This window comes from Mesorhizobium sp. M0052, assembly GCF_040323255.1.
Lineage (GTDB): Bacteria > Pseudomonadota > Alphaproteobacteria > Rhizobiales > Rhizobiaceae > Mesorhizobium.
On sequence record NZ_JAMYUS010000006.1, the window covers coordinates 68,276 to 81,064 of the forward strand.

At 63.6% G+C, this 12,789-nt stretch carries 11 protein-coding genes; 4 read left to right on the forward strand and 7 right to left on the reverse strand.

From position 1 onward, the window contains the following. Position 1: 1 nt before the first annotated feature. Positions 2 to 1,204, reverse strand: coding sequence for a diaminopropionate ammonia-lyase (locus NKJ77_RS09525; protein WP_352535029.1), 1,203 nt, complete (start codon positions 1,202 to 1,204; stop codon positions 2 to 4). 103 nt (positions 1,205 to 1,307) lie between these two features. On the opposite strand from NKJ77_RS09525, the gene NKJ77_RS09530 reads away from it, so the two are divergent. After that, positions 1,308 to 1,784 carry an Lrp/AsnC family transcriptional regulator gene (locus NKJ77_RS09530; RefSeq protein WP_023684753.1) on the forward strand — a complete coding sequence of 159 codons (477 nt, stop codon included), beginning with the start codon at positions 1,308 to 1,310 and terminating at the stop codon, positions 1,782 to 1,784. 58 nt (positions 1,785 to 1,842) lie between these two features. Here NKJ77_RS09530 and NKJ77_RS09535 read toward each other — a convergent pair whose 3' ends face one another. From NKJ77_RS09535 to NKJ77_RS09555, 5 genes are all read right to left on the reverse strand, one after another. Continuing rightward, on the reverse strand, positions 1,843 to 3,951 hold the full coding sequence (locus NKJ77_RS09535; RefSeq protein WP_023695559.1) for a molybdopterin-containing oxidoreductase family protein: 2,109 nt from the start codon (positions 3,949 to 3,951) through the stop codon (positions 1,843 to 1,845). A gap of 158 nt (positions 3,952 to 4,109) precedes the next feature. Next, positions 4,110 to 5,987 (reverse strand): ABC-F family ATP-binding cassette domain-containing protein, encoded by a 1,878-nt coding sequence (locus NKJ77_RS09540; RefSeq protein WP_352535031.1) that lies wholly within the window; start codon positions 5,985 to 5,987, stop codon positions 4,110 to 4,112. Positions 5,988 to 6,122: 135 nt separating this feature from the next. Further along, the gene (locus NKJ77_RS09545) at positions 6,123 to 6,569 is read right to left on the reverse strand and encodes a Ros/MucR family transcriptional regulator (protein WP_023670270.1); all 447 of its coding nucleotides are present in this window, start codon (positions 6,567 to 6,569) and stop codon (positions 6,123 to 6,125) included. A 392-nt stretch (positions 6,570 to 6,961) separates the two neighbouring features. After that, positions 6,962 to 7,918 carry a DMT family transporter gene (locus NKJ77_RS09550; protein WP_245265458.1) on the reverse strand — a complete coding sequence of 319 codons (957 nt, stop codon included), beginning with the start codon at positions 7,916 to 7,918 and terminating at the stop codon, positions 6,962 to 6,964. Positions 7,919 to 7,943: 25 nt separating this feature from the next. Then, positions 7,944 to 8,777, reverse strand: coding sequence for a hypothetical protein (locus NKJ77_RS09555; protein WP_023689075.1), 834 nt, complete (start codon positions 8,775 to 8,777; stop codon positions 7,944 to 7,946). Between the two features lie 111 nt (positions 8,778 to 8,888). On the opposite strand from NKJ77_RS09555, the gene NKJ77_RS09560 reads away from it, so the two are divergent. After that, positions 8,889 to 9,857 (forward strand): LysR substrate-binding domain-containing protein, encoded by a 969-nt coding sequence (locus NKJ77_RS09560; RefSeq protein WP_023735479.1) that lies wholly within the window; start codon positions 8,889 to 8,891, stop codon positions 9,855 to 9,857. Between the two features lie 241 nt (positions 9,858 to 10,098). Here NKJ77_RS09560 and NKJ77_RS09565 read toward each other — a convergent pair whose 3' ends face one another. Next, positions 10,099 to 10,251 (reverse strand): hypothetical protein, encoded by a 153-nt coding sequence (locus NKJ77_RS09565; protein ID WP_023693936.1) that lies wholly within the window; start codon positions 10,249 to 10,251, stop codon positions 10,099 to 10,101. Positions 10,252 to 10,387: 136 nt separating this feature from the next. Between NKJ77_RS09565 and NKJ77_RS09570 the strand changes: the two genes are divergently transcribed. Next, positions 10,388 to 10,555, forward strand: a complete 168-nt coding sequence (locus NKJ77_RS09570; protein ID WP_023670264.1) for a hypothetical protein — start codon at positions 10,388 to 10,390, stop codon at positions 10,553 to 10,555. A 50-nt stretch (positions 10,556 to 10,605) separates the two neighbouring features. Further along, complete coding sequence (locus NKJ77_RS09575; RefSeq protein WP_352535034.1) at positions 10,606 to 12,687, forward strand: ATP-dependent helicase; 2,082 nt, start codon at positions 10,606 to 10,608, stop codon at positions 12,685 to 12,687. Positions 12,688 to 12,789: the final 102 nt, after the last annotated feature.

Consider the following 12,789-nt stretch of genomic DNA (forward strand, 5'->3'; position numbering starts at 1 on the left):
GCTATGCCTCGGCCTTCAGCTTGCCGGCCAGCACATCGGCGGGGCTCTGCCCGACCAGCTCGGTATAGCGGTGCGGGTCTGTGGCGCCTTCGGTGTTGATTACAAGCACGCGGGATTTGTCGTCGAGCCCGAGAGCGGCCTTGTGGTCGGCCACCGCCCGGATCAGCCCGGCAAGACCGACGCCGCCGCTTTCGCCGGCGACGATCACTGGATCATTGCCAGCCGGCCGTGCCAGCCGCCGCATCACCGCGACCGCCTCCTCCTCATCCACCGTCATGAAGGCATCGGCAACCCGCGCCAGAACGCGCCAGGCAACTTGCGAGGCCTCGTAGCATTCGAGCATCGCCATCACCGTCGGCTGATCGTGTGCGACCTTGACCACGTGGCCCGCCCGGGCGGCTGCGACAACGCAGGCGGCGCGGGTCGGCTCGACGACGATGAAGGTCGGCCTGGCGTCACCGAGCACGATGGCGAGATGGCCGGCCACCGCGGCGGCAATGCCGCCGACACCGGCCTGCACGAAGACATGGGTCGGCGGCTGCGGCAACTGGCCCAACGCTTCGCGCACGATCGCCGTATAGCCCTGCATCACCAGGCCCGGGATGCGCTCATAGCCCGGCCAGGAGGTGTCGGACACCACGGTCCAGCCTTGCTCAGCTGAAACCTCGGCGGCCTGCCTGACCGAGTCGTCATAATTGCCGTCGACGCGGATCATCTCGGCGCCATAGCGGGCTATTGCTGCAATGCGCGCCTCGCTGACGCCGGCGTGAACGAAGATTGCCGCTTTCGCGCCAACCAACTGTGCACCTTGCGCGACCGAGCGGCCATGATTGCCGTCGGTGGCGCAGGCAACCGTCATGCCGGCAGCGACCGCCCGGACGTCGAACCGGTTGAGATCGGCCACGTCAACGGGCCGACTAAGCGATCGGCTCGCCTCCTCCAGCACCAGTCGAAAAACGGCATAGGCGCCGCCGAGCGCCTTGAAGCTGCCGAGACCGAGGCGAAAGCCTTCATCCTTGATGTGGACGGCGCCGAGGCCGAGTTCGCCGGCCAGCGTCGGCAATGCATGCAACGGAGTTGCCAGGTGATTGTCGCGATGGGCAAGAAAGCGCTCGACCGTATCGGCACCGGCATTCCCCAGCGTTTCGGCATCGACCGGATCGAGCGGCCGACGGTGCAAGGCATTGCTGTTGAGCAGGAACACGGGTGGCCTCCTTTGTGTGTGACGAAATCATATTGCAGCCGAGGCGCAAATAGCGCTGTTATTGGCGCTTCGAAATGCAAGTTTGTTTCGCCAGGATAGCGCTTTGCCTCGATCGCCTTCACTCGACAGTTTCGACCTCGCCATCCTTGCCATCCTGCAGCGGGACAACACGATGCCGCAGCGGCTGATCGGCGAAGCCGTCAACCTGTCGGCGCCGGCGGTGCAGCGGCGCATCAAGCGCATGGAACAGTCCGGCGTCATTGCGGGCAATGTCGCCGTGGTCGACCCGGCGGCGGTCGGCCATCCCATCACCATTTTCGTCGAGGTCGAACTGGAGAGCGAACGCTCGGACCTGATCGACGCGGCCAAGCGGCAATTCTCGGCAGAGCCCGAAGTGCAGCAATGCTACTACGTCACCGGCGAGGCCGACTTCATCCTAGTCATCACCGCGGCCGACATGGGGGCCTATGAGGCCCTGACGCGCAGACTGTTCTTCGACAGCAAGAATGTCCGAAAATTCCGCACCTTCGTTGCCATGGACCGTGTCAAGGTGGGGCTGACGGTGCCTCTGCCGGGATAGCCAGTCACTTTTACGCAATTCCGGACGGAAAACCGCTCACACTTTTCCTGGAATTGCTTCAGCCAGCCGGCCGCAGCCAGACCTTGTTGTCGTGGAAGGCCGCACCGCCATAGGGCGCTGGTGCGTCGGCGCCGGTGAGCACATTGATGCCTTCGCCACGCTCATGGGCGCTGTTTGGCCAGATGCCCTCGGCGATCACCACGCCGCGCTTGAGGCCTTCGAACAGCTTTGCGTGCAGCACCACCTCGCCGCGCCGGTTGCCGACCTCGATACGGTCGCCGTCGCCCAAGCCAAGCGCGGCAGCGTCGTCCGGATGCAACAACAATTCCGGCCGGCCTTCCTTGGCCTTCGACACCGGCGTTTCCGAGAAGGTCGAATTGAGGAAGTTGCGCGCCGGTGATGTCGTCAGCCGGAACGGATGCTCCGCATCCGCGACCTCGATCAGGTCGACATGGTCGGGGAATTCGGGGAGTTCCGCCACCGGCCCGAACAGGCCCATGCTTTTCGGCGGCCGGTTGGGCGCCGCCTGCCCGCTCCAGTTGGCGCGGAAGTGAAATTTCTTGTCGGCATGGCCGAAACCATCGATAAAATGCGCCGCCTCGAAATCCGGCTGCAGGTCGACCCATTTGTCTTCCTTGAGGCTGGCGAAGGAGCCCAGCCCGCGCTTGCCGAGGATGATGTCGATATGCTGCTGCTCGGTCAGGCCAAAGCCCGGCCGGTCGGCGACGCCGAGACGCTGCGCCAATTGCTCGATGACGAAATGGTTGGTGCGCGGCCCTTCCGGCGGTTCGATCAGCTTGGGACCGAGCGTGATGTGCTGGTTGCCACCGCCCTTGTAGACGTCGTCATGCTCGAGAAACATCGTTGCCGGCAAAACGACATCGGCAAGCTTTGCCGTGTCGGTCATGAACTGTTCGTGCACGCAGGTGAACAGGTCATCACGCAGAAAACCATGTTTCACCAGCCGCTGCTCGGGTGCGACATTCACCGGGTTGGTGTTCTGGATCAGCATCGCCGTCACCGGCGGGCCACCGTAAAGCGCGTCCGCTGCGCCGGTCAGCACCGGACCGATGCGCGACTGGTCGAGATGGCGAATATTGGGATCGCGCATCGCGGTGCCTTCCAGCACATCCTGGTTGAGCTTGAAGATGCCGGAATTGGAATGGAAGGCACCGCCACCCTCATATTGCCAGGCGCCGGTGACGGCGGCGATGCAGGACGCCGCGTGCATGTTGACCGAACCATTGCGCTGACGCCCAAAGCCATAGCCGAGGCGGAAATAGGTTTTCCTCGTCGTGCCGACGAGGCGGGCGAAAGCCTCGATCTCGGTGACGGCAAGACCGGTGATGGCGGAAGCCCATTCCGGCGTGCGCGTCTCCAGATGCGCTTCCAGCCCCTTCGGATCGTCGGTGTATCTTTCGAGATAGGCGCGGTCGGCCATGCCTTCCCTGAACAGCACATGCATGACCGCGCAGGCCAGCGCGCCATCGGTGCCGGGCTTCAGCACAAGGCCTATATCGGCCTGCTTCATCGTCGCGTTCTCGTAGACATCGATGACGACGATCCTGGCGCCACGCTCCTTCCGCGCCTTGATGGCGTGGGTCATGACATTGACCTGCGTGACCACGGCATTGGTGCCCCAGATCACCACGCAGTCGGACTTCGCCATCTCGCGCGGATCGGGACCGCGCAAGGCGCCCGCTCCCATCATCCAGCCGGTCCAGGCCAGATTGGTGCAGATCGAGCCGAAGAACCCGGAGTATTTTTTCGCATGGCGCAGCCGGTCGATGCCGTCGCGCTGCACCAGCCCCATCGTGCCGGCATAGAAATAAGGCCAGACGGTCTCGGAGCCGTATTTTTCCTCGGCCGCGATGAAGTTCTCGGCGACGACGTCGAGTGCCGCTTCCCAGCTGGATTCCTTCCAGACGCCGTCGCCCTTGGCGCCGGCGCGCATCAGCGGCTTCAGCAGTCGGTCCGGATGATGGACACGATCGGCATAGCGCGCGACCTTGGCGCAGACGACGCCAGCCGTATACGTATTGGACTTGGCGCCATGGACACGGCCGATGCGGTTGCCATCGAGCAGCTCGACCTCGAGCGCGCAGGTCGAAGGGCAATCATGCGGACAGGCGGAGTGGCCGATTCTGAGCTTGGCGTGCTGGTTCATGCGGCGTTTTTAGCGGGTTTCGCAGGCGGCGTGTAGGGCCAGATCTTACCCTCCCCTTGATGGGGAGGGTCGGCGCGCAGCGCCGGGGTGGGGTGCGGCGCAGACCCCCGCCCCGCTCGGCTTTGCGGATCGACCCTCCCCACAAGGGGGAGGGTAAATCACTCCGCCGTGCCTTCCTCGTACTCGGCCGACATGGTCAGCCACTTTTCCTCGTGACCGGCAAGCTGCTGTGCCAGTTGCGAGCGCTCCTTGGCCAGCCGGGTCGCCGTCGATGGATCCTTCTCGTATACCGCCGGATTGGCGAGTTCATCCTCGATCAGGTCGATGCGCTTGCGGATGCGGTCCATCAGCGCTTCGGTGGCGCGGATTTCCTTGGCCAGCGGCTCGAAGGCGGCGCGGCGCGCCGCGGCATCGCGGCGGCGATCGGCCTTCGATGCCTTCTCGGCCTCGCGCTTGCCGCGGCGGTCACCCGACACGCCGGTGACCAGCGTCTTGTAGTCCTCAAGGTCGCCATCATACGGGTTGACCGCGCCGTCCTTGACCAGCCACAGCCGGTCGGCGGTCGCTTCCAGCAGATGGCGGTCATGTGAGATCAGGATGACGGCGCCGGGAAACTCGTTCAGCGCATGGATCAGGGATTCGCGGCTGTCGATGTCGAGATGGTTGGTCGGTTCGTCGAGGATGAACAGGTTCGGGCCTTCGAAGGCCGACAGGCCCATCAGCAGGCGCGCCTTCTCGCCGCCGGACAGGTCCTTGGCGGCGGTGTTCATCTTCTCGGTGGTGAGACCGAACTGGGCGACGCGGCCACGTACCTTGGATTCCGGCGCCTCCGGCATCAGCCGGCGGACATGCTCATAGGCGTTTTCATCAGGCCTGAGATCGTCGAGCTGATGCTGCGCGAAGATAGCCACTTTCAGGCCCGGCGCCACCGTCATGGTGCCGCTCTCCTGCTTCAACCGGCCCGACAGAAGCTTGGCGAAGGTCGACTTGCCGTTGCCGTTGGCGCCGAGCAGCGCGATGCGGTCATCGGCATCGATGCGCAGCGTCATCTTCTTGAGGATCGGCTGGCCCTCGGTGTAGCCGACATTGACGTTGTTCAAGGCAATGATCGGCGACGCCACCGTTTTCACCGGCTCCGGGAAAGAGAACGGCCTCACCGTGTCGTTCACGATCGCCGCGATCGGCTTCATCTTCTCCAGCGCCTTGATGCGCGACTGCGCCTGTCTCGCCTTCGAAGCCTTGGCGCGGAAGCGTTCGACGAAGGACTCCATGTGTTTGCGCGCGGCTTCCTGCTTGACACGGCCCTTCTCCTGCAACTCCTTCTGCTCGGTGTACTGGCGCTCGAACTGGTCGTAGCCGCCGCGCCAGAAGGTCAGCTTCTTCTGGTCGAGATGAACGATGGAATTGACGGCGCGGTTGAGCAGGTCGCGATCGTGCGAAATCAGAAGCACCGTGTGCGGGTATTTCGAAACATAGTTTTCCAGCCACAGCGTGCCTTCGAGATCGAGATAGTTGGTCGGCTCGTCGAGCAGCAGAAGGTCGGGCTCGGCAAACAGCACCGCGGCGAGCGCCACACGCATGCGCCAGCCGCCGGAGAAGGACGAGGCCGGGCGGCGCTGCGCGGCGTCGTCGAAGCCAAGGCCAGCGAGGATGGTGGCCGCGCGAGATTCCGCCGAATGCGCATCGATATCCGCCAGCCGCATATGGATGTCGGCAATGCGGTGCGCGTCGGTGGCGGTCTTTTCCTCCTGGAGCAATGCGGTGCGCTCGAGGTCGGCCTTGAGCACGATTTCGATCAGCGGCTCCTCGGTGCCGGGCGCTTCCTGCGCCACCTGGCCGATGCGGGTGTTCTTGGGCAGGCTTATCGAGCCGGTCTCGGAGGGAAAGTCGCCGGTGACGGCCTTGAACAGCGTCGTCTTGCCGGTGCCGTTGCGGCCGACGAGGCCGGCCTTTGTGCCGGCCGGCAAGGTCAGCGAGGCATGATCGAGAAGCAAGCGTCCGGCCATGCGGAGCGAAAGATCGTTGATGATAAGCATGCCGGGGCTTTTGCACGGGAGGGCGGCGCTTCGCAAGGGCCTGGGCGCCGGCGGGGGCATAAGGCATGAAAACGGCGCGCCTTAAGCGCGCCGTCCATTGCAAACAGCAGACTGACTTTTCAGAGGCTGCCTGGTTCAGGCTTTGGGTTTGCGCTTCGTCACCTTGGCCGCGGCGGCCGGAACGGCCGGCTTGCGGCCGAGGCCCGAAGACTTGGCCAGTGCCGAACGGGTCGCGGAGTAGTTCGGCGCCACCATCGGATAGTCCGACGGCAAGCCCCATTTGCCACGATATTCCTCCGGGCTGAGACCATGGTCGGTCATCAAGTGGCGCTTCAGCGACTTGAATTTCTTGCCGTCCTCAAGACAGACGATGTGGTCGGGAAACACCGACCGCTTCGGATTGACAGCCGGGTTCAGCGCGGGGCTTTCCACGGCGGCAATGCTGCCCAGCTTGCGCACCGATGCGCTGACGCTGGCGATCAGATCCGGCAGGCCGGACGCAGGGAGCGGATTGTTGCCGACATAGGCCGAGACGATGTCAGCAGTCAGTTCAATAGCGGTCTTGCTGTCGATGGTGTGCAATTCTGTTTCTCCCGCCGGTCATGAAGTTGCCGGCTTTTTTTAAGACTTCTCTTGATGTATCGACCTAGCTGCACCCCCCAACGGGTCGCTAAAGTCTCAATAAACGATCAAGAATCGGAACAGGAGGATGTTTCCACAACAGGTTGCAACGTTGCAAATTAGAAAATCTAATACTTGGAAACGGCCGACTTCGCGCCAGCAGATTTCAACTGCACGGACGCCGCAGGTTTAGAGTCGGCCAGTATGTCCAGAATGCGCTTCCAGCGGGCGCACCGGCCGAAATCTTTTTGCTCTATCGCTTTTCGGCCTTCATGGCGGCGTAGAGCGGCGCCTCGGCGCCGAACTCCTTGAGCAGCCAGAATGCTTCCTGTCTGGCGAGGCGTTCATCGTCGTCAAGCATGTTCAGCCTCCGAGCGTTCTATGCCCACCGCAATACAGCTGCCGATGACGAGGACCGCACCGGCTATCGCGGTCAGCGTCAGCCTTTCGCCCGAAAGTGTCAGCAGCAGCGTCGATGCGATCGGGGTCAGATAGGCGATGACCGCAACCTTGCCGCCGCCTTCAAGCTTCAAGGCGCGCGACCAGAAATAATATCCCAGCCCCATCGGACCGGCACCGAGATAGAGGCCAAGCAGGAGGTGCTCACTGGATGGCCAGGCTGCGCCGTCGTGAATACACCACAGCAAGGTCAGGCCGACGCCGACCAATGCCGAAGGCAAAAGCAAACGCTCCGACGGTGTGGCCAGGCGGGCGACCGCAATCGAATAGAAGGCCATGCACAGCGCCGAGCCGAAGGCAGCGAGATAGCCGACGATGCTGCCCTGGAGAAAAGGCTGGCCGCGACCACCCGAGATCACCAGCGCCACGCCGACAAAGCCGAACACGGCAGTCAAACCCAGCAGCACGGGGCGTTGCCGCTTGCCCAGCACGATGACCGCCGCCGCGACCATCAGCGGCCAGGTGTAGGCGACGAGATTGGCCTCGATCACCGGCATGGAGGCAAAGGCGATGTATTGCAGCACCATGGTGCCGACCAGGCCAATAAAGCCGACCGCGACCGGCGCCAGGGTGCCGTCAGCACCCTTGGCAAAGGCTGCGCCTTGCGTGTCCCCCTTCCGGCTCGCCAGATGGATGACGGCGAACACCAGAGCCGCTCCACAAAACTGCAGCAACTGCACGAGCGACACCGGATGGCTGGCCAGCAGGGATTTGCCGACCAGCGCGTTGGTCGACCACAGGGCGACCGCGCCGGCGGCGAAGACCAGGGCCGACGGCGAGCCCGATCCACCCCGGAATCGCCGAGACGGTGCCTTGTCCTTATCGCCGACCATGATGTTACCGACGGCCAAACAGGCGTCCACTTCTATGCTCTGGCTACCATGATTCCCTTGATCCGCCCGGGACCGGCGCATCGGCCGCCGCCGTAACCGGACGTTCTTCCTCGAAGCGGCGATAGGCCGGCAGCTGGTTCGTCCAGACGTCTTCGGCGAGCTCGTTGACCCATTCGCGATCTTGATCATTGTCGGCTGCGAGATAGAACATGCGATTGTCGTCGACATAAGGCTTGGCCACCGAGCGCTGGTTGAGGACCAGCGTGACGCGCGAGCCGAGCTGGATCGGCGCGGTGCGGTGCAGGACGCCGAGAAACTGGCCGAGCGTGGCGTAGTTCATCTTGTGGTCGATGCGCATGACCTGGTTGCGCGGAATCTCGCGGCCGGATTCAAGGATGGCGCGGCCGGTCTCGGAATCGTCGCAGTAGATTTCGAGATGGCCGCCGACCAGCGGATTGCTGATCGACAGCGGAATGAGTTCGGTGACCGGGACACCGTCGCAATGCCAATCGACGGCGCCGTCCTTGGGATTCATGAAAGTGACGGTCGAGCCGACGATCGACAGCGGATAGGGCTCGAGCTTGGTGCCCATCATGTCGGACAGACGTTCCAGGCGCAGCTTGTCATGCAGCAGTTCCTTGATCTCCGGGATGAAACGGTCGGCGCCGGTGATGAAGGTCAGATCGAGGTGCTTGTGCACGGCGTGGCTGGCCTTGAGCTTCAACGCCGCCTCTTCGATCGCCGCCAGCAGCGCCGGGTCGTAGCCATGCAGATACTGCGCAACGCCGAAACCCGACACTTTCCAGGCCGTCTCATGACCGATAATGGCTTCTCGGCTCATCGCGTAGCGCAGTTCAGGTATGGTATGGGCGTTCATTCTACTTCTCCAGGATGGGGGCATCACTTGGTAAACTGTCGATTAATTTCCCCACCCCTGTAAAATTAGGAATGCTGGTGCTAGTGTAAGCCCAGCTTAAGGTCGAAACGCGTGCGTCTGCTCAGTCAGGTCAACCTCAATTCGCTGAAGATTGTCGAAAGTGCCGCCCGGCACCGTAACTTCACGCGCGCCGGCGAAGAGCAGTTTATTACTGCTTCCGCCGTCAGCCAGCGCGTCAAAAGCCTCGAGGAACAGCTGCGCTTCAAGATCTTCCAGCGCGGCGGCAATGCGGTGTCGCTGACGCCCGAGGGCGAGACCTATGTGTCGCGCGTTCGCGAGGCGCTGGAGCGCATCGTGGCGGCCAGCATGGAGGCGACCGGACAGTCGCAGGCACATGTGCTGAAGATTTCGGTGCTGCCGACGTTCGCGGCGCGCTGGCTGTTTGCCCGCCTGCCGCTGTTCCAGCGGCAATATCCCGAAATCGAAATGCGGGTTTCGACCTCCTACGCCGCCAATGAGTTCGCCACCTCCGAGTTCGACCTCGAGATCCGCTATGGCGACGGCAGCTTTCCCGACCTCAAGGCGGACCTGCTGTTCAAGGAGGATTTGACGCCGGTGTGCAGCAGGAAGCTGTTCCACGAGGTTCTCGGCGACAGGCCGCCGTCAAAGGTGACGCCCGACGACCTCAGGCATTTCACGCTGCTGCATTCCGACACCTGCACGCAGAACTGGCAGTCGTGGCTGGGTTTTGCCGGCGCGAGTTCCGTGCTCGGCGAGACCAAGAGCATCTATTTCGATTCCTGCATGATGTCCTATGAGGCGGCCAATGCCGGCATGGGCTTTGCAGTCGCCAACCGCGCCTATATGGCGAGCGAGATCCGCGCAGAGCGGCTGGTGGCGCCGTTTGCCGTGCATCACCCCAACACCGCCGGCTGGTATTTCGTCTGCCCGGTCACCGCGCCCTACACGCGCAAGGTGGAATTGTTCAAGCAGTGGATCATGGCCGAGGCGGCGCTAACGCAGTGCCAGCTGGACGCCGGGATTGCCGGCGGCCCGGTGCTGCGCAAGGCCATTGCCTGAGGTCGGATTCTTTCCGCGGCCTTGCGGGATTTGCGGCCGTTTCAGCTGGTTTTGCGCAGACGGCACGAGCAGAACCGGCACGAAAACTGCCACCTCATGACGCAGGCGAGAGACTCAGCTATCTTCGGTTGTTGCGGCGGACCTGATATCCGCCTGGCCGGCGCTATCAGCTCACCTCCCAAGCGGCGCCGGCCTTCTTCTCCCGAAGGCTACCTTCAGCCTTGTCGTCCCGCTAAAACGATCATTGCGCCGGCTGATCGCCGCTGGCCGCCGGCTTTGGCGCCGAATCCGTCTGCGGAGTTTGATCGAGCACCGGGGCTTTGGTTGGCTGGATGTCGCCGTCGCAGGCGGCGAGCGCCAAGCTGGCGGCTAGCAGAATCAGAAGCCTCTTCATGGCGACCTCCTAGGTCTGCCCTCTCCTTCGTAAGGCAACGAGGTGGTTCGGCTTTGGTTGCACGCTCGCAAACGACGCCGCGTCGGCTGGAACCAAACGGCGGCTCTGAGGTTGGTTGCCCAAAGGAGATCGCGCCATGATCCGTCTGCTCATTACCGGCCTTTTCGCTTACGCGACCTATCGCATCGCCAAGGAGATCATCAAGGACGTGCCCGACAATTTCGATCCGTTGCCGGTGCCTGGCGACGAACGCGCCACCTTGCGGCGCCAGTCGGCGGCAACGGGTGTCGCGCCACGGCGATAAGGGCGACTTCGGCCCGTTGCGAACAAAGCGGAAACGATGCTTGATAGGCGATGACCATCGCCATCATTGATTCGTCCTTGCAGCCCGCCTATCTGGCGAAGCTCAACGCCGAGCAGCGGCTCGCCGTCGAACATGGCGACGGCCAGATCGCCGGGCCGCTGCTGGTGATCGCCGGCGCCGGCTCCGGCAAGACCAACACGCTCGCCCACCGGGTTGCGCATCTGATCGTCAAGGGCGCTGATCCCAGACGCATTCTGCTTATGACATTCTCGCGCCGCGCCGCCACCGAAATGGCCAGGCGGGTCGAACGCATCGCCGGCGAGGTGCTGGGCCGAGACGCGTCCGTCATCGCCGACGCGCTGGCCTGGGCCGGCACGTTTCACGGCACCGGCGCCAGGCTGCTGCGTGACTATGCGCTGACGATCGGCCTCGACCCGGCCTTTACCATTCACGACCGCGAGGATTCCGCCGACCTGATGAATCTTGCCCGGCATGAACTTGGATTCTCGAAGACCGAAAGCCGGTTTCCGACGAAGGGCACCTGCCTGGCGATCTATTCGCGCGCTGTCAACGCGCAGGCGCCGCTTGGCGAGGTGCTGGGTTCGGCCTTTCCGTGGTGTGCCGGCTGGGCCGAACAACTGAAGGTTCTGTTCGCCCGATATGTCGAGGCCAAGCAGGCGCAGAACGTGCTCGATTACGACGACCTCCTGCTCTACTGGGCGCAGATGGCCGCCGAGCCGGAGATCGCGGCGCATCTGGGCTCGCGCTTCGACCATGTGCTGGTCGACGAATACCAGGACACCAACCGGCTGCAGGCCTCGATCCTTTCGGCGCTGAAGCCGGATGGCGCCGGACTGACGGTGGTGGGCGACGACGCGCAGTCGATCTATTCGTTTCGCGCCGCGGAAGTGCGCAACATCCTCGATTTCCCGCAACAATTCGCGCGAGCCGCCGATGTCATCATGCTGGAGCGCAACTACCGCTCGACCGAGACCATTTTGGCGGCAGCCAATGCGGTCATCTCGGAGGCATCGGAGCGCTTCACCAAGAACCTCTGGTCGGAGCGCAAATCCTCGCAAAAACCGAAACTGGTCAGCGTGCGCGACGAGGCGGAGCAGGCCAACTATGTCTGCCAGGCCATCCTTGCCGAGCGCGAGGCCGGCACGGTGCTGAAATCGCAGGCGGTGCTGTTTCGCGCCTCGCACCACAGCGGCCCGCTGGAGATCGAACTGACGCGCCGCAACATCCCCTTCGTCAAGTTCGGCGGGCTCAAATTCCTCGACGCCGCCCATGTCAAGGACGTGCTTTCGGTGCTGCGTTTTGCCGAGAACCCGCGCGACCGCGTCGCCGGCTTCCGCGTGCTGCAGCTGCTGCCCGGCATCGGCCCTTCGGCGGCGAGCACCATCGTCGAGACCATGGCGACATCGCTCGACGAGGAAATGGGGCTGGCCCGCTACCGGCCGCCGCAACGCGCGGCTGAGGACTGGCCAGCCTTCGTTGCGCTTTATTCCGGCCTGCGCGCCCGGTCGGGGAAATGGCCGGCCGATCTCGAACAGGTCAGGCTGTGGTACGAGCCGCATCTTGAGCGCATCCACGAGGATGCGACGACGCGGCGGGCCGACCTCATGCAGCTCGAGCAGATCGGTTCAGGCTATGCTTCGCGCGAGCGCTTCCTGACCGAGCTGACGCTGGATCCACCGGATGCGACCAGCGACCAGGCCGGGCCGCCGCACCGCGACGAGGACTATCTGATCCTGTCGACCATTCATTCGGCCAAGGGCCAGGAATGGAAGAACGTCTTCGTGCTCAACACCGTCGATGGCTGCATCCCGGCCGATCTGGGCGTCGGCACCAAGGAAGACATCGAGGAGGAGCGCCGGCTGCTATACGTCGCGATGACGCGGGCCAAGGACGGCCTGCATCTGGTGACGCCGCAGCGCTTCTTCACTCACGGCCAGGCAGCGCGCGGCGACCGCCACGTCTATGCCTCGCGAACCCGTTTCATCCCGGCCTCGATCCTCGGCGCCTTCGAGCAGACCTCTTGGGCGAGCGTCCACGCCAAGGACGATCCGCGCCACAGACCTGAGGTCCGCGTCGACCTCGGCGCCCGCATGCGCGGCATGTGGAAATAGCCGCAACCGCGAATGCCGGCAGGGAGCGACCTCAAGAGCAAATCGTCCTGTCATGGCATCTCTCAGGGAACTTCGGGCCGTCAGCCGCGTTTTCTGGCGTCC

Excerpts from the sequence above, each read along its gene's own strand:
- NKJ77_RS09575 (WP_352535034.1), top strand. The coding sequence starts at position 10,606 with ATGACCATCGCCATCATTGATTCGTCCTTGCAGCCCGCCTATCTGGCG.
- NKJ77_RS09570 (WP_023670264.1), top strand. The coding sequence starts at position 10,388 with ATGATCCGTCTGCTCATTACCGGCCTTTTCGCTTACGCGACCTATCGC.
- NKJ77_RS09555 (WP_023689075.1), bottom strand. The coding sequence starts at position 8,777 with ATGAACGCCCATACCATACCTGAACTGCGCTACGCGATGAGCCGAGAA.
- NKJ77_RS09535 (WP_023695559.1), bottom strand. The coding sequence starts at position 3,951 with ATGAACCAGCACGCCAAGCTCAGAATCGGCCACTCCGCCTGTCCGCAT.
- NKJ77_RS09565 (WP_023693936.1), bottom strand. The coding sequence starts at position 10,251 with ATGAAGAGGCTTCTGATTCTGCTAGCCGCCAGCTTGGCGCTCGCCGCC.
- NKJ77_RS09540 (WP_352535031.1), bottom strand. The coding sequence starts at position 5,987 with ATGCTTATCATCAACGATCTTTCGCTCCGCATGGCCGGACGCTTGCTT.